This window comes from Corynebacterium sp. TAE3-ERU2 (genome assembly GCF_019209955.1).
GTDB classification, from domain to species: domain Bacteria; phylum Actinomycetota; class Actinomycetes; order Mycobacteriales; family Mycobacteriaceae; genus Corynebacterium; species Corynebacterium megadyptis.
In genome coordinates this window covers 281,096-300,065 of sequence record NZ_JAHUTL010000004.1, presented here as the reverse complement: position 1 = coordinate 300,065, position 18,970 = coordinate 281,096, and the positions used below count along the sequence as shown (strand labels likewise).

15 protein-coding genes and 1 pseudogene are annotated in these 18,970 nt (G+C 64.7%); 11 read left to right on the top strand and 5 right to left on the bottom strand.

Features of this window, described 5'->3' with window-relative positions:
* Positions 1-2: 2 nt before the first annotated feature.
* Entirely contained in the window at positions 3-197 is a 195-nt protein-coding gene (locus tag KRX12_RS07610) for a DUF2613 domain-containing protein (RefSeq protein ID WP_151529016.1), read from the top strand.
* A pseudogene (locus KRX12_RS10890) lies at positions 160-1,965 on the top strand (alpha-(1->3)-arabinofuranosyltransferase family protein); the annotation flags it as partial. The gene KRX12_RS07610 and the pseudogene KRX12_RS10890, both read left to right, overlap by 38 nt.
* Before the next feature lie 1,027 nt (positions 1,966-2,992).
* On the opposite strand, the gene KRX12_RS07605 reads toward KRX12_RS10890, so the two are convergent.
* On the bottom strand, positions 2,993-4,075 hold the full coding sequence (locus KRX12_RS07605) for an acyltransferase (RefSeq protein ID WP_218364605.1): 1,083 nt from the start codon (positions 4,073-4,075) through the stop codon (positions 2,993-2,995).
* A gap of 93 nt (positions 4,076-4,168) precedes the next feature.
* Here KRX12_RS07605 and KRX12_RS07600 point away from each other — a divergent pair, with 93 nt between their 5' ends.
* Together KRX12_RS07600 and KRX12_RS07595 are read left to right on the top strand one after the other, a co-directional pair.
* The gene (locus KRX12_RS07600; RefSeq protein ID WP_218364607.1) at positions 4,169-5,104 is read left to right on the top strand and encodes a porin PorA family protein; all 936 of its coding nucleotides are present in this window, start codon (positions 4,169-4,171) and stop codon (positions 5,102-5,104) included.
* A gap of 1 nt (position 5,105) precedes the next feature.
* Positions 5,106-6,533 (top strand): hypothetical protein, encoded by a 1,428-nt coding sequence (locus KRX12_RS07595; RefSeq protein WP_218366234.1) that lies wholly within the window; start codon positions 5,106-5,108, stop codon positions 6,531-6,533.
* Here KRX12_RS07595 and KRX12_RS07590 read toward each other — a convergent pair.
* A complete protein-coding gene (locus tag KRX12_RS07590) occupies positions 6,484-7,557 on the bottom strand; it encodes a glycosyltransferase family 4 protein (RefSeq protein ID WP_218366233.1) in 1,074 nt (357 codons plus the stop codon). The two genes, KRX12_RS07595 and KRX12_RS07590, sit on opposite strands and share 50 nt — an antisense overlap.
* A gap of 26 nt (positions 7,558-7,583) precedes the next feature.
* Here KRX12_RS07590 and KRX12_RS07585 point away from each other — a divergent pair, with 26 nt between their 5' ends.
* Complete coding sequence (locus KRX12_RS07585; RefSeq protein WP_218366232.1) at positions 7,584-8,351, top strand: methyltransferase domain-containing protein; 768 nt, start codon at positions 7,584-7,586, stop codon at positions 8,349-8,351.
* Between the two features lie 3 nt (positions 8,352-8,354).
* Here KRX12_RS07585 and KRX12_RS07580 read toward each other — a convergent pair whose 3' ends face one another.
* From KRX12_RS07580 to KRX12_RS07570, 3 genes are all read right to left on the bottom strand, one after another.
* Positions 8,355-9,641 carry a glycosyltransferase family 87 protein gene (locus KRX12_RS07580; protein ID WP_218366231.1) on the bottom strand — a complete coding sequence of 429 codons (1,287 nt, stop codon included), beginning with the start codon at positions 9,639-9,641 and terminating at the stop codon, positions 8,355-8,357.
* Between the two features lie 11 nt (positions 9,642-9,652).
* Positions 9,653-11,029 carry a glycosyltransferase family 87 protein gene (locus KRX12_RS07575; RefSeq protein WP_218366230.1) on the bottom strand — a complete coding sequence of 459 codons (1,377 nt, stop codon included), beginning with the start codon at positions 11,027-11,029 and terminating at the stop codon, positions 9,653-9,655.
* Positions 11,030-11,499: 470 nt separating this feature from the next.
* Positions 11,500-13,323 carry a phosphoenolpyruvate carboxykinase (GTP) gene (locus KRX12_RS07570; protein WP_218364883.1) on the bottom strand — a complete coding sequence of 608 codons (1,824 nt, stop codon included), beginning with the start codon at positions 13,321-13,323 and terminating at the stop codon, positions 11,500-11,502.
* A gap of 273 nt (positions 13,324-13,596) precedes the next feature.
* On the opposite strand from KRX12_RS07570, the gene trmB reads away from it, so the two are divergent.
* From trmB to KRX12_RS07545, 6 genes are read left to right on the top strand one after another with little or no spacing between them, the layout of a single operon-like run.
* The gene (gene trmB / locus KRX12_RS07565; RefSeq protein WP_255550144.1) at positions 13,597-14,466 is read left to right on the top strand and encodes a tRNA (guanosine(46)-N7)-methyltransferase TrmB; all 870 of its coding nucleotides are present in this window, start codon (positions 13,597-13,599) and stop codon (positions 14,464-14,466) included.
* Between the two features lie 3 nt (positions 14,467-14,469).
* The gene (locus KRX12_RS07560; RefSeq protein ID WP_218366229.1) at positions 14,470-15,135 is read left to right on the top strand and encodes an NYN domain-containing protein; all 666 of its coding nucleotides are present in this window, start codon (positions 14,470-14,472) and stop codon (positions 15,133-15,135) included.
* 28 nt (positions 15,136-15,163) lie between these two features.
* Positions 15,164-17,356 (top strand): MMPL family transporter, encoded by a 2,193-nt coding sequence (locus KRX12_RS07555; RefSeq protein WP_370625561.1) that lies wholly within the window; start codon positions 15,164-15,166, stop codon positions 17,354-17,356.
* Between the two features lie 36 nt (positions 17,357-17,392).
* Positions 17,393-17,515, top strand: a complete 123-nt coding sequence (locus tag KRX12_RS11010) for a hypothetical protein (RefSeq protein WP_370625560.1) — start codon at positions 17,393-17,395, stop codon at positions 17,513-17,515.
* Positions 17,515-18,585, top strand: coding sequence for a YbhN family protein (locus KRX12_RS07550; protein WP_218364628.1), 1,071 nt, complete (start codon positions 17,515-17,517; stop codon positions 18,583-18,585). Before KRX12_RS11010 ends, KRX12_RS07550 begins: the two co-directional genes overlap by 1 nt.
* A 5-nt stretch (positions 18,586-18,590) precedes the next feature.
* The gene (locus KRX12_RS07545; RefSeq protein ID WP_218366228.1) at positions 18,591-18,962 is read left to right on the top strand and encodes a DUF3054 domain-containing protein; all 372 of its coding nucleotides are present in this window, start codon (positions 18,591-18,593) and stop codon (positions 18,960-18,962) included.
* Positions 18,963-18,970: the final 8 nt, after the last annotated feature.

Below are 18,970 nucleotides of genomic sequence, written 5' to 3'. Positions count from 1 at the left end.
CCATGGCTCTTGAATCAGATAGCGTCACTCGCCGCACGATTGGCCCCGCGTTTGCCTCTGCTGTCGTCGGCCTCCTTCTAGGGATGGTTGCAATCCTTGGCCTCTCCATCTTCTCCTCGCAAGACACCGTCCCTCAGTCGCACGCGGTCAATAGCGACGATGCCCTCCTCGGCGGCGTCGAATACGGCACCCGCTAGCCTGCCCTCGCCGGGGCGCTCTCGTCTCTCTTTCTCCCGCATGGCCACCACCCTGCGGGTCTCACCCCATGCCCGCGTCCATCTGCTGGCATGGTTATTCGCGGCGCTGTGTTCCTTCGGCTCCGCCTGGGGGCGCACCGCCGCCGACACCAAACTTGATCTGGCACTCAATCCCGCCGGCTTTCTCGCCCGAGCGGTGCGGCCGTGGACCGATGTGTTCCCACTCGGCCAGCTGCAGAACCAAGCCTATGGCTATCTCTTTCCCCAAGGCTTCTTCTTTCTCCTCACCGAGCCACTGCCCGACTGGGTAGCCCAGCGGCTGTGGTGGACCCTCATACTGGGTCTTTCCTTTTCTGGGTTTTATCGCCTAGCCGGCACATTGCGGCTACCGAGCCCTATTCTCGGCGCGGCCGCCTATGCTCTATCCCCGCGGATTCTCACCACGCTCGGTGCGATCTCCTCTGAAGCCTGGCCGGTGGCTCTCGTGCCGTGGATCGTGGAGCCGCTGGTCCGCGCCAAACCGGCGCTGGGCCGCGCCATTATCGCGGTGGCATGTCTCGGCGCGGTCAATGCCACCGCCACCATCGCCGCATGTATTCCCGGCGGTTTCGTGCTGCTCTTCCGCCACCGCTGGGTGGACTTCGGCCACTTCCTCATCGGCTCCATCTTGGTGAGCATGTGGTGGCTGGTGCCGCTGGCCACCATGGGCCGGCTCTCCCCGCCTTTTACCGACTACATCGAAAACGCGCACATCACCACCGGCAACCTCAACGGGGTGCAGGTGCTGCGCGGCGCCACCAGCTGGACCCCCTTCGTCGATAGTGAACGCCTCGCGGGGCATGTCCTCGCGCTCAACCCGATTCTGGTGTTGGCCACCGTCGCGGTGGCGGCCGCCGGTATTGCTGGGCTAAAGCGGATGCGCGGCCAAGGAATGTGGATCACCCTGCTGCTCATCGGCGTGGTTATTCTCTGCGGCTCGCACTATGTCACGGGCTTCCTCGACGGCCCCGGCGCGCTGCTGCGCAATGTGCACAAGTTCGATCCCTTGGTGCGGCTGCCGCTGTGCATCGGTATCGCCTGCCTCAGCGTGCACTGGCACAAGCTGCTCTACATCGCCACGGCGCTGGCGGTGGTGATGGCCAGCTCGCCGGCGTGGTCGCTGCGGCTGGCACCCCGGGGCACATTCGAGCAGGTGCCCTCCTATGTCTACGAGACCGCAGACTGGCTGAACACGCACGGGCAAAATACCCGCACGCTGATCTATCCGCCGGTGCGCTTCGCCCGCCAGGATTGGGGCTGGACCCGCGATGAGCCGCTGCAGCCGCTGTTGGAGGTGCCGTGGATTGCCCGCGACGCGGTCCCCCTCGTCAATCCGGAAGCCATCCGCGGCCTCGATGGGGTGATGGACTCGCTCCAGGATGGTTCCTTCGCGGCGCTGCCCCAGCTCGGTGTGGGCTTGATTGCGGTGCGCCACGATGTGGGCCAGCGCGCCGGCACGGAGCTGGTAGACGCCGCCGAGGAGCAGGGCTTGACGGTGCACTCCTTCGGCAAGATGGATGTGATCGAGATCGATCCCGAGCGCGGCGCCTCAGTGGTGGATCAGCCCATCGACCAGGTGCTGGGCGGTGGAGAATCGCTGGCCTTGATCAATGAGGTGTTGGGCTATGAGCCGCGCCAGCTCACCAGCACGCCCGAGCAGGCGCAGATCATCACCGATACTCCCCTGGCCATTGCGCGCAACTATGGCACCGGGCAGCATTCGGGTCTCTTGGCCCACCGCGAGGAAGCGCCCGATATTAAGAATCCGGTGATCGACTATCCCTCCCAGGCACCGAAACTGTGGCTGCGGGAAACCGGCGGTACTGTTACCGCCGGCCCGAATGCCGCGGATGCCAGCAGTATCTACGGCCCGCGCCCGAATCACTCCCCCACCGCCGCGGTGGATGGCTTCGCCGGTACCGCCTTCTACGGCGATTGGTTGAGCCTCGATCCGGAGAATGACGATGTGCGCACCCTGAAGCTGCAGATTCGGGGCCGCTCCGGCGATCTTCTGGTCAATGGCACCCGCGTATTTATGCGGGAAGGCGAGACCGCCGAGTTACGGGTAGACGAGTTGCCGGTGCGCATTATTCCAGGCCCGGGCCAAGGGATCGCCGAGGCCGATATGGGTATCCGCCGCGAGATCGTGGTGCAGGGCTCGCCCAGCGCCCAGCACTATCTATTTAGCCAGCGGCAGGTGTATACCGGTGTGCTCGCCCGCACCCTGGTGCTCCCCGAACCGGCGCGCCTTGAGCTGCGCACCTCCTCCTGCGGGGCGTGGACGAATACGCTTATCGACGGCACACCCCACGGCTGCGGCCCCGTCGAGCTGGACGCGGGGGAACATCGCCTCTCCACCAATGCCGAGTGGCTGATGCTCACCAATCCCCACGCACCGCCGGCGCCACGGAAGCAGCTGGTGGATACCTCCTATTCCTTCAACCCGGGTCTGAGCATGGGCGATGCCCCGCCCACCACCATCAATGCGGGTATGCAGGCCTTTGAGGCCGATGCCCTCGCCCCGCTGCGCTTCCCGCGGAGCTATCTGCTGGTCGGCGTGATCATTTCTCTGCTCGCCGCGGCCTGGGCGCTCTATCTGCCCACCACACCGCGGATCCCGGGGGTATTTCGCCCGAATCCGCGCTATGCCGTACTGGCCCCACTGGTCTTCGGCCTGCCGGGACTTATCGGCATTGTGGTGGCGTGGATCGTGGAGCGCTGGACCACGCTGCGGATCGCCGGGCTGAGCGTGCTGGTTACTGGTCTGTGGCTCCAGCGCGGCGTCGAGGCTGGCGGGCACGTGCTGACCCAGGCAGCCATCGCCACAGCCCTCGCGCTGGTCGCTCTACCAGGTGGTAAGACAGATACGCCACCGGCAGGGTCAGCCCCAGAGTCACCGCAGTAATCAGCAGGAAGTTGCCGGTGAACGGGCGCATGCCCAGAAGCGGAAACACCATTTCTAGCACCACCACATGCCAGAGGAAGATGGAATACGAGATGGTGCCGAGCTGGCTGAATAGGCGCGAGTCGAGCAGCCGCGAGCCCGGCGCGAGTGCATAGGGCACCAGCACCACGGCGGCGAAGGCGGCGCCGGCGATCACGCGGCGCAGAAACTCCAGCGGGGAGGGGTGCTCGAGGCCGAGCGGGCCGAAGAACTCTTGGCCGGCCACAAAAAGGATGGCGGCAGCACAGATCCACCAGATCCAGCGGCGGCGCAGCCATCTCTCTGCGGTGGGCGTGGGCTGAATGCGGGCCGCCAGCAGCCCCACGGCGAACCAGCAGGTATAGGCGGGCGGGAAGATCTGCCAGTTGGGGCCGCCGGCAGGGAAGGGAATAAAGGCCCAGCCGAGACTGAGCAGCGCCAGCCCGAGAATGATCCACCGTTTCCGGGAGATAAAGGGAAATACCAGATAGAAGGCCACTTCCACGCACATTGACCACAAGTGGGTGATACCCGGCAGCAGCCCGTGGGGCAGATAGATCTGGGCGAAGAAGAAGGTGGCGATCACCGCCGCTGGGTCGGCGTCGAAATTGGCTGGCAGGATAATCAACGCGGTGGCCACACACACCACATAGGCGGGCACCACGCGGAAGAAGCGCTTGGCATAAAAGGAGCGGCGGGTGCGATAGTCGCCGCGGGCCAGCAGATAGGCGGAGAGCGCAAAGAAGAGCGCGACGAAGAAGTCGAAACGCCCTAAAAATCCACCCACCAGCGAGCTGGGGTCCATGCCAGACTGAAAAGAGGTGTGGGTGAGCAACACTCCGCAGGCGGCAACGGCGCGCAAACCCTCGAGGCTTGGATTGTAACTGCGCGGCGTTGCGTAGGATTGAGGGGACACGACACTTATTGTTTCATACCCTCAATTGATACTTCACTGTTCGCAGCGCGGTGGCTTCACCGCCACGAACGCCCGCCTAGAAGGAGAGTCGACGTGGCCCGCGGTAGCAGAACCGGCAGCATCGTCTCGCTGCTCATCGCCCGAGTATTCCTCGGTGCCGCCGTCTTTTTCGTGGCCTTGTCCTTCATCATCTACACCACGTGGAAGTTCAGCGAGGGCTCGCTGCCGCGCAGCTACGCCACCCATGTCACCACCGTGCCCAGCATCGCCGTGGGGTCGCTGGCAGAAGGCCAGACGGTGACTAAGGACAGCAGTGTGGTCCTCGGCGAGCCCGCGGACCGGGAGAATGTGACGGCCGAGGCACGCACCACGGTGCGCTCCCAGGAGCAGGTGCTCTACCGCGAGGAGGATTCGGTTACTCTCAGCCGCGGCACTGGCTATCCCGTGGACACGGCGTCGTCACGCTATATGGGCGGCGCCCCGGGGCTGATCGTCGGTTCCACTCTGACCCATTCTTCTTTTGTGCGCGTCGGCCTGAACTATCGTTTCCCGCCGACGGCTGGGAAATCCTCCTATCCCTATTTTGATACGGTGCTGCAGGCCTCGGTGCCGGTGGACTTCGTGGATGCCGTGGATTATCACGGCGAGGAGGTCTTCACCTATCACCAAGAGATCGGCCCCGTGCGGGTGATCGGCGGGTATTACGCGGTGGAGCGCGATATCACGGTGGAGCCTTTTACCGGAATGATCGTGGACCTAAAAGAGCGTCCCCTCTGGTTCACCGCGCCCGATGCCCCCACCGCCGAACAGCGCACCGCCGAGTTTTTCGCCGGCGCCTCCGCGGTAGAGGGCACCGTGTTCAGCGCCCGCTTCGACTGGGATGAGGGCACCACATCCCAGCAGTGGGCCGAAGCCGAGCGCAAACTCAGCGCCTTCCACGCCATGCGCTTCACCCAGTATCTCAGCCGCACCCTGTCCTTCCTGCTGCTCATCGCCGCCGCCGTCACCTACCTGCGGGCGCGGAGCTAACATGCGCGGCCGCGTCTTCGCCCCCGCACTGCGCGGGACGACGCTGTCATGGGCCATCGTGGCGCTCTGCCTGGGCATGCTCGCCCTGACGCTGCTGCGTAGTGGCGTGCTCATCACCCGCGACATGGTGCTTATCGACACCCCGGCGCTCAGCGCGGATGCACTCGGGGTGGGTGATCTCGCCGCCCGCAATGTGCCCCAAGACGGGCTGTTGGCGCTGCTGGGCCAGATCCTGCCGGCCTCCTGGTTCGCCCGTGCCCTCATCCTCGGCTCGGCCGGTATAGCCGCCTGGGCCGCCTGGGGCTATGGGCCGCTCGGGGTGGGGCTCACGCTGTGTAATCCCTTCATCATCGAGCGCCTCGCCCAAGGCCAGTGGTCGCTGGTGATCGGCGCCTGGCTTTTGCCGGGGATCGCCGCCAGCGCCCAGCATCCGCTCCGGCAGCTCGGCCTCGTGTGGCTTGCCAGCCTCACCCCCACCGGCGCGGTGGTGGCCGGGGTGGTGGCGATTCTCACCCGCCCCGCACTCAGCTCGGTTGCGGGCGCGGCCGCGGTGTCCTTGCCCTGGCTCGTGCCCGCGCTGCTCAACCCACCCAGCAGCGCGGCGGGGGCCGCCTTCGCCACCCGCCCCGAGGCCGATCTCGGCCCAGAGGCGCTGAATATCACCGCCACCGTGGTGGGGCTAGGGGGAATCTGGAACGCCGAGGTGGCCCGCACCGGCGGCGTGATCGCGGGGGCGCTACTCTTCCTCCTCCTGCTCACCGGTCTGCGCGCGGCACCGCTCCGGCTGGTGCTGCTCGGCGCCGCCGGGATCCTCGCCGCGGCCTGTAGCCTCGATCTGCAGGGGATTCCAGGCGGGGCGCTCTTCCGCGATACGCATAAATTTGTTCTTTTCGCCCTGCCGGCCTACGCGGCTATGGCCGCCGGTATCCGCTGGCTGTGGCTCCAGGGCGTAGGTCTGGTACTGCTGGCGCTCAGCGTGCCACAGGCCCCGCAGCAGCTGGCTGAGCTGCGCCCCGTTCCCGCCGACTCCTCCTGGCAGCGCCTCCACGAGGAGGCCGCGGGGGTGGATGTGCTGCTGGTGGGCCCCGCCACCGCGATCACCACCTATGAGGGGCGGGTGGCGGTGGATCCGCGCACCAAGGCGGTCGCGGCCGTCCAGCCTGGGGGCCTGGTGGTCGATGGAAAAGTCGTGGACCCGCCGAACCCGCGCTGGGAGCAGGCCATGGCAGCCTGGGAGCGTCGTGATGATGCCGCCTTGGCGCAGCTCCAGGTGGGGCTGGTGGTCGATGGTGAACACACCCACCGGGTCGCCGGGGTGGAACCTCGGCCGCACGGCTATGGGCTAGCACTGCTGGTGTGGTGGCTACTGCTGCCGCTATTTATCGGGCTTCGCGCTCTACGAGTTCGGCGAAGGCAGCACCCGTCGTAGCCCAGGAATAGTGCTCGGCGCGCTGCCGAGCGGCCTCGCCGAGACTGGTGCGGCGCGCGGGATCCGCAATCAGCTCCGCCGTTGCGGCCAGCAGCTGCTCAGGGCTATCCACCAGCACCCCGGTCTCACCATCGAGCACGGAATCGCACAATCCCCGCGAGCTGCGATAGCCAATTGTGGGCACCCCGTGCTGGGCGGCCTCCACCACCGCGAGGCCCCAGCCTTCCTTGCGGGAGGGCATCAGGTGAATATCGGCCCGCTCCAGCAAGGCGTGTTTGGCCTCCTCCGAGACGTGCCCGTGGAAATGGATATTCTCCCCCGCGATCGCGCGGAGGTTCTCCTCCCACCAGCCGGAGCCGATCACATCCAGCTCCACTCCGAGGGCGTCCGCCACCTCGATGGCGTGCTCGATCTGCTTATGTGGCACCAGCCGCGACAGCGTCACCAGCCGCGGGCCAGAGGCCGGGGAGAGGGCGTCGAAATGCGGTACGGGATCGACACCATTATGGATGACGCTGATATCGCGCACCCCCAGCTCGCGAAGCTCACTCGCGGAGGCCTCGGAGACGGTGACCCAGCGGGCGTGGCGATAGACCCGCGGCGCGACCGTGGACTCCAAAAACCAGCCCAGCTGCGCCAATCCGGGCCCCGCCACCGGCCATTGCTCGCGATGGCAGTGATGGGTGAGCACCACGGTGGGGGCATTCAGGAACAGCCTGGCGAAGAAGGGAATGCCATTCTGGGTATCCACCACGGCATCGACCCCGCGCAGCTCCCCGATGCCGACACGCCCAGCCAGCATGGCCAGCCACGCCCGCGGATAGACCGTGAGCCGGCCGCCCGCCCGCCGAAAACGCACCCCCGCGCGGTTCGTGGTAGCAGGGGCATTCTCATTGGCCGCGGTGCGGAAAATCACCTCATGGCCACGCTCCACGAGGTGCTCCGCGACGCGCTCAAGATAGCGCTCACTACCACCGCCTTGAGGGTGGGTGGAGTCGCGCCAGCAGAGCAGGAGAATCTTCATCACCCCCAAGCCTATAATGGAGCCCCATGCACACCATATTCCGCTCGGCTCTCAACCGCCTGAATGGGCAGCCCGCACCGCACACCTTCTCGCGAGCCACCTTCGGGCGCACGTGGTCACTACTGCGCTCCTTCCCCCTCGAACAGGCTGACCCCGACGTCTTTTATACGGGCCTTGCCCGCGACACCGCCGAGCTTATCGACGCGCTCTGCACGGATTATGGCGTGTCCCTGCACGGCTCCCGGGTGCTGGATGTGGGCGGCGGCCCCGGCTATTTCACCTCCGAGTTTGCCGCCCGCGGCGCCCGCTATATCTCCTGCGAACCCGGGGAGCTGGCCACCGATGTGCGCGGCTCAGGCATGCAGCTGCCCTTCCTCGATAACAGCTGCGAGATCACTTATTCCTCCAATGTGGCCGAGCATGTGCCCGAGCCCTGGACCATGGCCGATGAGATGCTGCGCGTCACCGCCCCAGGCGGGCTGGTGGTGTTGTCCTACACCATCTGGCTGGGTCCCTTCGGCGGCCACGAAACCGGGCTGTGGCAGCACTATGTGGGCGGGGAGTTTGCCCGCCGCCGCTATAGGAAGAAGCACGGCCACGAGCCCAAGAACATCTTTGGCACATCGCTATTTAACGTCTCCTGCGCCGAGGGCCTGCGCTGGGCAGAGAGCACGGGGCAGCTGGTGCTGGCCTTCCCCCGCTATCACCCGTGGTGGGCGTGGTGGGCCGTGCGGGTGCCGCTCTTCCGCGAATTCGCTGTGTCGAATCTGGTGGTCGTGCTCCGCAAAAACTAACCCCTAGCGGCCCATAAACTCCCGCCGCAGGCCGCGGCCAATCTCCGCCACGCTGGGCCGATGCGCCGCCACCGCGCCGAAGAGCAGCACCAGCGAGGGGCCCAGCAGTACCACCAGCGGGGTGAGATCCCACGACAGCTCCCCCTCCCCTGCGGCAAAGGGCGGCAGGAGCAGCAGCAAAAATGCCACCGCCCACCACCAGCGATACAGTGCCACCACACCGATGATGCCCACCGCGCCTATCAGGGCATAGTGCACCCACAACACACTCGAGACGCTGGTGGCACCCAGCATCATCACCACCGCAATGATCTCGAATTTCTTGGTGCTCTCACTGCCCATCAGCGCCAACGCCCCCACCGCGAGAACAACGAGGATGAGCAGCTTGATCGGCAACGCCCAGGGGGAGGACTCCTCGAAAACGCCCACGATGGCCTCCGTTCGCACCGGCATAATGAGCAGCGCATCGATAGCCACATTGTGCGGGGCCAGGGTGTGGGCGCCGATCCACCCCACCGTCTCCCGCCACGCGCTGAACACGGAGCTGGGGACGAGAAGATAGGACACCAGGCCCGCGATCGCGAGCAGGCTGGTGGCGATGAGCCCGGCGCGGCGTCGTGAAGCGAAAAGCAGCATAGCCACCACCACCGCCACCGGGGTGATCTTGATGAAGGCGGCCACCGCGATGCATACCCCGGCCAGCCAGGGGTGGCGTCGGCTCAGCGCCACGCTTAGCGTGATGAGCGCATAGATAAAAGGTGAAGTTTGGCCCAGGGTGATACTGGCCTGCGCCGCCGAGCTCAGCCACACCAGCGTGGTAACAGCCACCAGCACCCCAGGGTGCGGGGCACGATCGGTCCACAGCGCAATCGACGCGGCCGCCAGCAGGGTGAGGGACACACCGGTGATCACCGCTCCCAAGGCGATAAACACCGGGAAGCTCATGATCATGGTCAGCGGGGCGAGAATATAGGCCACCGCCGGTAGGTGCACATAGGGGTGCGGCACCAGGGTGTGCTCGGCGATGAGCTCGGCCTCGTGGGTCCACTCCGGGCCGGTGAAGAGCCCATAATCATTGGGGTCGATGGCATAGAGTGCATCTGCATGCCCGGTGGCCACCAAGCGGCCTGCGATCCACCAGCTGGCAGCATCATCTGGCGTGGCCAGGCGCAGCTGTGCATATAACGTCAGAGCAGCAAAGGCCGCAGCCACCAGCCACACCGAGGCAGGGAATATCCCCCGCGTCACGAGAGAAGAGGCGTGATGCGCGCGGGCTGCAGAAGAAACCATAAACGCGAAGTTTAGCGCCGGGCGCGGCGCGGGGGCGACTCCGCAGGCCGGCCGCTACGCCGATAGCGCGGGCGGCTAGCACTAGGGCGCGCGGCGCTGGGTCTCGGCGTCGGTGCGACTGCAGGCGCGGGCGTAGCAGCGGATGCAGGAGCGGGTGCGGGGCGGCCGCCGATCTCGGCGAGCATCCCGCGCCACACCGAGCGGAAGGATACCCCCTCGCTACGCATGATCTCTCCCACTACCAGCAGCACCGTGGGAATCACCAGCAGCGCCAACGGCGCCCATTGCAGCGCCCCCGGGGTGGTGTCCATATCTACGAAATGCCCGCCGAGTGGCTGATAGGCCAGCAGCAAGACACCGAGTACCCAGTAGCGGCGGTGCAGAATGAGCACTCCAGCAATCGGCAGAAATGCCACCAGACCATAGTGCAACCACACCACACCGGATACCGAGGTGGCCACCAGCAGAATCGCCACTGCCGAGATTTCACACTTATAGCGCGACTGGGTGCCCATGAGCAGCACGAGGCCAAGGCCCACGAGCAGCACATAGAGGCCATTGAGCACGGTCGCCGCGGCCGGGGTGCCGGGAACGGCCTCCACCTGCACCTCTAGGGTGGTGCGCTCGGCAAAGAGCGAATCGAGGGAGGCATTGATGGGCACCGCCAAGGTGTGGGAGTTCATCCACGCGATCGTGTCTCGCCACGCCGTGATCACGGCATTGTCCACCAGCAGCAGGGTCAGCACCGCGCCCGCAGACACCACGGCCAGGCCCACCAGCCCCGCGCGGCGCCGCGATGCGAAACCCACGAGCACCACGATCAACGCGACTGGGGTGATCTTGATGAGCGCCGCGATACCAATGAGCACTCCCGCGATCACAGGGCGGCGTTCCGAGAGCGCCAACGCCATCGCGATGGTGGCATAGATAAAAGGTGAGGACTGCCCGAGCGTGATACTCATCTGGCTTGCCGTGCACAGCCACAGCGCCACGCTGCCGAGCCACAGGGCGGAGGTCGACGGCGCCGAACGGGTAAAAAGGCTGATACTGGCCGCCACGATCACCACAATGCAGGCGCCGCTGATTGCCGAGCCCAGGGTGGCGAAGGTGGAAAAGGACATGATGTGGGTGAGCGGCGAGAGCACATAGGCCACTAAAGGAATATGCACATAGGGGTGCGGATAGGGCGAGACATCGCGGATGAGTTCCGCCTGCTGCGCCCACGCCTCGCCGGTATATGACGCAAAGTCAGTGGTATCGACCGCGTAGATCGCGTGGGCCTGCCCGTCTGCCACGAGCGAGGCCGCAATCCACCAGGAGGCCAAATCATCCGGATAGCCGGAGCGGCGGAAGAGCCACAGGGTCAGTACCGCGAATACCGCAGCCACCACCCATACTCGCGGCGGAAACAACCCTTCGCTGTGCTGGGCGCGAGAATGCCGACCGAGCGGTGGGCCCTTGAGGGCCCGCTCCCACTCGCCCGTCGTACCGCCAGCACTAACGCCGGCGCCACGTGCACCAGCTGCGTCACGTGTACTAGCTGTGCCCCGTACGCCGCGCGAAGACGCTAACTGCCGACCCCGTCGCGGGGCATCCCGTCGCTGAGCGCTTGGCATATACGATGCACGTCCATTCCGTTTTATCCAGGCGAAGTTATATTCTCTCGGATAGTTTAGCGAAGGAATACACCCCACGGCAGGCGGGCGCGCAACGACAGTGCACCGGCGCCACGCGCGGCCGCGGCGGACGCAGATACGCCGACTGCCCGACCCCGCAGCCCGTGTTCCCCTCAGACGCGAGGGGAAACAACGGTGCTCGATCGGGACCGGGCAGAACAGGTCTGTCTCAGAGGAGGAGACTACTTGGCGTCGGCAATACGCTTCTTCAGAGCGGCGAACTGCTCATGCACCTCGGCCGGAACCTTGGGGCCGAGCTTCTCCAGCCATGCCTCGTTATCGGCCAGATCGCCCTCCCACTGCTCGGCGGGGGCGCTCAGTGCCTCTTCCACATCGGCGACCGGGGTGTCCAGGCCGGTGAGGTCGATGTCCTCCACCTTGGCGGTGTGGCCCACCACGGTCTCGGTGGCGCCCACGCGTCCCTCGATGCGATCGATGATCCACTTGAGCACACGAGAGTTCTCGCCGAAGCCGGGCCAGAGGAAGCGGCCATCGTCGCCGCGACGGAACCAGTTGACCAGGAACACAGACGGCATCTTGTCGCCGCCCTTGGTGCCCATGTCAATCCAGTGCTGCAGGTAGTCACCGGCGTTGTAGCCGATGAAGGGCAGCATGGCCATCGGGTCGTGGCGCAGGGAGCCGACCTTTGCCTCGGCGGAGGCGGCGGTCTGACCGGAGGAGAGGAGCGCACCAATCATGGTGGCGTGATCCCAGTTGTGTGCCTGGGTTACCAGCGGCACGGTGTCGGGGCGACGGCCACCGAAGAGGATGGCGTCGATCGGCACACCCTGCCAGTCGTTGAACTCCTTGGCAGCCACCGGGCACTGCGAGATCGGCACGCAGTAGCGGGAGTTCGGGTGGGAGGAGGGCTGCTCGGAATCCGGGGTCCACTCATTACCCAACCAGTCGATCGCGTGATCGGGCTTGTTCTCCAGGCCTTCCCACCACACATCGCCGTCGTCGGTGAGCGCAACGTTGGTGAACAGGGTGTTGCCCGGCTCCATGGTGCGCATGGCGTTGGGGTTGGAGGAGTAGTTGGTGCCCGGGGCCACGCCGAAGAAACCATTCTCCGGGTTCACGGCGTAGAGGCGACCATCCTCACCGAAGTGCAGCCACGCGATGTCATCGCCGACCACCTCGGCGCTCCAGCCCTCGAGGGTGGGCTCGATCATGGCCAGGTTGGTCTTACCGCAGGCGGAGGGGAAGGCGGCAGCCACGTAGTAGGACTTGCCCTCCGGGGAGTTGAGCTTGAGGATGAGCATGTGCTCGGCCATCCAGCCCTCTTCCTGGGCCATCACCGAAGCGATGCGCAGGGCGTAGCACTTCTTGGCCAGGATGGCGTTGCCGCCATAGCCGGAGCCGTAGGACCAAATCTCCTTGGTCTCCGGGAACTGGGTGATGTACTTGGTGTCATTGCAGGGCCACGGCACGTCCTCCTGGCCCTCCTCCAGCGGTGCACCCACGGAGTGGAAGCAGTGGACGAAATCGCCATTCTCGCCGATCTTGTCCAGGGCTTCCTGACCCATGCGGGTCATGATGCGCATGGACATGACCACATAGGCGGAGTCGGTCAGCTGCACGCCCAGCTTCGGGCTGGGATCATCGATCGGACCCATGCAGAACGGCACCACGTACATGGTGCGGCCCTTCATGGAGCCCTTGTACTGCTCCAGCATTTCCTCGCGCATCTTCACCGGGTCGGCCCAGTTATTGGTGGGGCCGGCACCCTCCTCGCTGTGCGAGCAGATGAAGGTGCGGGATTCCACGCGAGCAACGTCATCGGGGTTCGAGCGAGCGAGGTAGCTATTGGGGCGCTTCTCCTCGTTCAGCTTGATCAGGGTACCCGCTTCCACGAGCTCGGCGGCGAGTCGGTCCCACTCGTCCTGAGAACCATCAGCGAACACCACACGATCGGGCTGGAAGAGATCGACAGCCTCAGCGATCCAGGTGAGCAGTTCTTCATTCTTGGTAGGGGCGGGGCCTTCAAGGCCTTTGATAGCGGTCATCGCTTCTCCAGACATGTGCATCACTCGACAGACTTTCACTACCAAGATTAATGAAGTGCCTGCATGCTGAACCCGTGTTTTGGATCGCTTTTGAGAAAAGCTACGAATATTCGCTGGAACGAACACCTCTTTCAGTGAGCTTTTGGGCATAAGTCACACCTTATGCGGAGAGGCCTCGCCCCACTTTGGGGGTATTTACTCGATATAACTACCCCAGACCATGACCGGACGGACACTAGCTATTATTGAACTTTTACCCATCCACTTGGAAGAATGTCTCAAGTGTCTACTAGTGATAATTCTGATTCTCGCGCTGTAGGTGGTCACACCACCTCCGCAGCGACTCCGTCTTCCCCCGCACCGCGCAATGATGCTGGCCGCGACCGTGCCGTCGGCGACCTGCCGGGCGGTCGCCCGCTCCAATCCGATTTCGACGATGGCTTGGACTATCCGCGGCTCGGCTCGGTGAGCTTCCGCCGCGGCACTCTCACCGATAATCAACAGGCCCTCATGGAGGAGCACTGGCCCCGCTTGGGCACTGTGCTCTCTGATGAGCGCATCGATCCCACCGCCTGGTTCGGCCGCGAGGCACGCACCATCGTGGAGATCGGCTCCGGCACCGGCACCTCCACCGCAGCGATGGCCCCGCTCGAGGCGGACACCAATATCATCGCCGTGGAGCTCTATAAGCCCGGGCTGGCGAAGCTGCTCGGCAGCGTCGTCCGCGAGGGCATCGACAACATCCGCATGGTGCGCGGCGACGGCATCGAGGTACTCAACCGCATGATCGCGCCTGCCTCCCTCGACGGGGTACGCATCTACTTTCCGGATCCGTGGCCCAAGGCGCGGCACCACAAGCGCCGCATCATCCAATCCGGGCCGCTGCACCTCATCGCCTCCCGCCTCAAGCCGGGCGGAGTACTACACGTGGCCACCGACCACGCCGACTACGCCGAGTGGATCGATGAGCTGGTCGAGGTCGAGCCCGCACTAGAGTACATGGGGTGGCCATGGGCTGAATGCCCTCAGCTCACTGACCGGCAAGTTATTACCAAGTTCGAGGGCAAGGGCCTCGATAAAAGCCACGTGATTCGTGAATATCTGTGGCGCAAGCGTGACGACGCTACCCCGAAGGAGATCTAGGCCATGAGTGATTTCGTGGAACTGCACCACCGCTATGACGATTCGGGGCGCGTCGGCCCGGCCAATATGCTGCTGGTGTGGGACGGCCCGAACCTCGATATGGGGCTCGGCGCGCTGCTCGGCGGCCGTCCTTCCGGCGCCCAGCGCCCCCGCTTCGATGCGGTGGGCCGCTGGCTGATCAACGAGGCCGCCGCCATCGATCCCGCCATCGATCCTGAGGCCACCGTCTTCACCAATGTCTCCCCCGACGCCGCCGAGGCCGTGCGGCCCTGGGTGGATGCGATGCGCAATATGGGTTTCGCGGTATTCGCGAAGCCCAAAACGGCGGAGGATTCCGATGTGGATCCCGATATGATCCGCCATATTGAGCGTCGAGAAGCAGAGGGCGTACTCAAGGGACTCGTGGTGGCCAGCGCCGATGGCCGCAATTTCCAAGACACTCTCGAGCGGATCGCCGCCACCGGGGTGCCGGTGACCGTACTGGGCTTCCACGAGCACTGCTCGTGGGCGACCGCCTCAGAGTCACTGCGTTTTGTTGATCTCGAGGATATTGACGGCGTCTTCCTCGAGCCCCTGCCGCGCATCACCTTGGACAACCTGCCCGAGGATGGCGCGTGGCTGCTGCCCTTCCGTCCGCTGCGTGCGCTGCTAAATTCCAAGCCGCACTAGGCCGCGGGGATAGACGAGGAGCTACACCATGTTCTACAAGTGGGGACTGCTGTCCTATCGTTTCCGGCGCATCGTCCCAGCGGTGATCGTGCTGGTGATCCTTGCGCTCTACGCGCTGGCCGGCACCAAGCTGGAGGACCGGATGAGCCAGGAGGGCTGGGATGATCCCGGCTCCAGCTCAACCCAGGCTGCCCAGATCGAGCTGGACACCTTCGGCCGCGATAACAACGGCGATGTGATCCTGCTCTTCGAATCCATCGGCGATCGCCCCCTGGACGATCCCGCCACGGTGGAGCAGGCCCGCGACTTCCTCGCCCGCCTGCAGGAGCAGCATTCGGGGCAGATATCGCATGTCACGAGCTACTTCGATAACCGCAATGACCAGCTGGCCACGGCCGATAAGCGGCTGGCCTTTGCGGCCATCGGATTACAGGGCGATGGGGAACAAACCCTGAAGGATTTCCGCGCCGTGGGCGAGGACTTCACCCCGCCGGCGCATATGCTCAACGACGATGTCCGCGTGGACGTGGCCGGCGCCACGGCCATCGCCGATGCCCTCGATAAGGGCATGGCCGGCGATATCAAACGCGCCGAGCTGGTGGCACTGCCCCTGGTGGGCTTGTTGCTGCTCATCGTCTTCGGCTCGCTGATCGCCGCGGTCATGCCGCTGATCGTGGGTATTCTCTCCATCTTCGGCTCGCTGGGTGTGCTCAGCGTGCTCGCCGAGTTCACCCAAGTGAACGTATTTGCCATGTCCGTGGTGACCCTGCTCGGGCTGGGGCTGGCTATCGACTATGGGCTGTTCATGGTCTCCCGTTTCCGCGAGGAATTGGATGCCGGGCGCGATGTGCGCTCCGCGGTGGCCATCACCACCGCCACGGCGGGGCAGACCGTGGTGTTCTCCGCGGCCATGGTGGCGGTGGCCCTATCGGGCCTGCTGGTCTTTCCCCAGGCCTTCCTCAAGTCCATCGCCTATGGCGCTATCTCCGCGGTGGGACTGGCGGCGCTGCTCTCCATCACGGTGCTGCCCTCGATCTTCGGCATGCTCGGCCCCAATATCAATAAGCTGCGGGTGCGCTCGGTATCCAAGCGGAAAGAGGACATCGAAACCTCGGTGTGGGCGCGTATCGCCGGCTGGTCCATGAAGCGCGCCAAGATGGTGACCTTCGGCATCACCGCGCTGCTCATCGCCTTGACCATCCCCTTGGGCGGGGTGAGCTTCGGTGGCATCAATGAAACCTATCTGCCGCCGACCAATGATGTGCGCCAAACCCAGGCCAGCTTTGATCAGAACTTCCCGCAGTACCGCACCGAGCCCATCAAGCTGGTGGTGACCGGCGCCGATAATGCCGCGCTGGTGAATATCTACCAGCAGGCCAACCAGGTACAGGGGCTCACGGGGCGCTTTACCCCCTCCTCCCCCACCGAGAATGGCACCACTGTCCTCTCGGCCGGTATTGAGAACCGTTCGCAGAACAAAGCCGTGGTGGATCAGCTCCGCGATATTGACACCCCCGACGGTGTGGAGGTCTACATCGGCGGCACCCCAGCACTTGAGATCGAGTCCATCGAGGCGCTCTTTGACCGGCTGCCGTGGATGGCGGTGTATATCATCGCCGCCACCTTCATCCTCATGAGCATCGTCTTCGGTTCGATCATCCTGCCGGCCAAGGCCGTCATCATGACCATCCTTACCCTCGGCACCACCTTGGGTGTGCTCACCTGGATGTTCGTCGATGGCCTCGGCGCCGATCTCTTCAACTTCACCCCCGGCCCGCTGATGAGCCCGATCCTGGTGCTCATCTCCGCCATCGTTTACGGCCTATCCACCGACTATGAGGTCTTCTTGGTCTCCCGCATGGTGGAATCCCGCAAACGCGGCGCCACCACCGACCAGGCGATTCGCTATGGCACCGCGCACACCGGCTCCATCATTACGGCCGCAGCGCTCATCATGATCGTGGTCTGCGGGGCCTTCGGCTTCTCGGACATTGTGATGATGAAGTACATCGCCTTCGGCATGATCGCTGCATTGCTCCTCGACGCCACCATCGTGCGCATGTTCCTCGTGCCCGCTGTCATGCACCTACTGCGCGAGGACTGCTGGTGGGCGCCGCGCTGGGTGCAGCGGGCCTCCGAATTCGTCGGCCACGGTAAGGAGCCGCTCGCCGCCGTGGCACCGACCACTGCGCAGCAGAGCGACTACGCTGAGGCAGAGTAGCCTAGCAACGTCGAGGTCTATCCAGAGGATCTCACGGTGCGTAGTGGCACCCCCGCCGAGGACACTAATCAACTCATCCCCTTCCATGACCTCATGGCCCGCCTCGAGAGAGAACAACAGGGCGAGCATGGTCGCGGGCCCGCGACGAAGGGAGACTAATGCTGCAGATCCTGCGCAACCCTTGGGTTCGTTGGCTGTTCCCGCTGGTGGTGCTCGGGATTGTGCTCATTATCTTCCGCGATAAGCTGCCCTTTATCGCGGAAGGCTTCATGGAGCTCGACGATATGGCCGGCCGCGGCATGGCCCTGGCCATTATCAGCTCCATTCTGGCCCTCGTGGCCATGGCCGAGGTGATGTATGTGTTTATGCGGGCCGGGAAGGTACACGCGTCCCGGCTCCAAGCCAATGCCCTCACCTTCGGCTCCAATGCCTGGTCCACCTCCTTTCCCGGTGGACCAGCTTTTGCCACGGTGCTGCAGTATCAAATCATGAACAGCTGGGGCGCCGGCCCCGCCATCAGCACGTGGTTCTTGGTGCTCTCCTCTACCCTGTCTACGCTGTGGCTGGTGGCGCTCGGCGTGATCGCCATTATCTTCCTCGGCGCCTCGCTGTCCCTTGGGTCTTTGCTGCTCACGCTGGCGGTGCTCTTGGCGCTATCCGCGCTCACCTATTGGGCCTCCTCTAACCCAGATACGCTCAAGCGTCTCCTCCGGCCGCTGAGCTCCCGCACATCGCTATCGATTAACCATCACATCGATCAGCTCAAGGCCGCCCACATGGGGTTCGGTACTTTCCTTTACGCGGCCAGCATGTCTTTCCTCAACTGGGTCTTCGATATTGTCACCCTCGTCGGCGCGGTATGGGCGGTGACCTATCAGCTGCCCGATATCTATGGCGGCGAGAACAAAACCACCATTGCTGGCATCGCGCTCGCTTTTGTGACCGCCAAGATCGCCGGCACCGTGCAGGTCACCCCCGGCGGCCTGGGGCCGGTGGAGGCGGCCATGATGGGCACGCTCGTGGCCACCGGCATGACCGCCGCCCAGGCCTTCTCCGCGGTGTTTATTTACCGACTCATCAGCCTCGGACTCATCACCATCCTCGGCTGGATCATCTACTTCTTCGGCTTCTCCAGCCGGGGCCTTCACCCGCGCCCCGAGGTCAAAGAACACCAAGACCCCGTGGCCCGCGGGAGAAATGCCGATCCTGCGGGTGGGTCAGTAGATTAGAGCCTATGGCTCGATATTTTCTCGGCGATGTCCTCGCCATCGTTCTCTTTGCTCTCCTTGCCCGTATCGCCCACCAGAGCGACACGATGCCGCTCAGTGCCGCCGGGGTGGCTGATACCGCCTGGCCCTTCCTCATCGGCACCCTCCTAGCATGGGGCGTCATCTATCTCGCCGCCCTCGAGCCATGGCGCATCGCTCCCGCCGGCATCAGCGTCTGGCTCTGCAGCGTCATCGCCGGGCTGGGAATCTGGGGACTGCGCCACGGCGCGCTACCGCACTGGTCCTTCATCATCGTCGCCTCGGTGATGTCGCTGGTACTGCTGCTCGGCTGGCGCCTGGTGGCGGCCCGCATGCACAAAGGCAACGCCGCCATCTAGCACCCAGC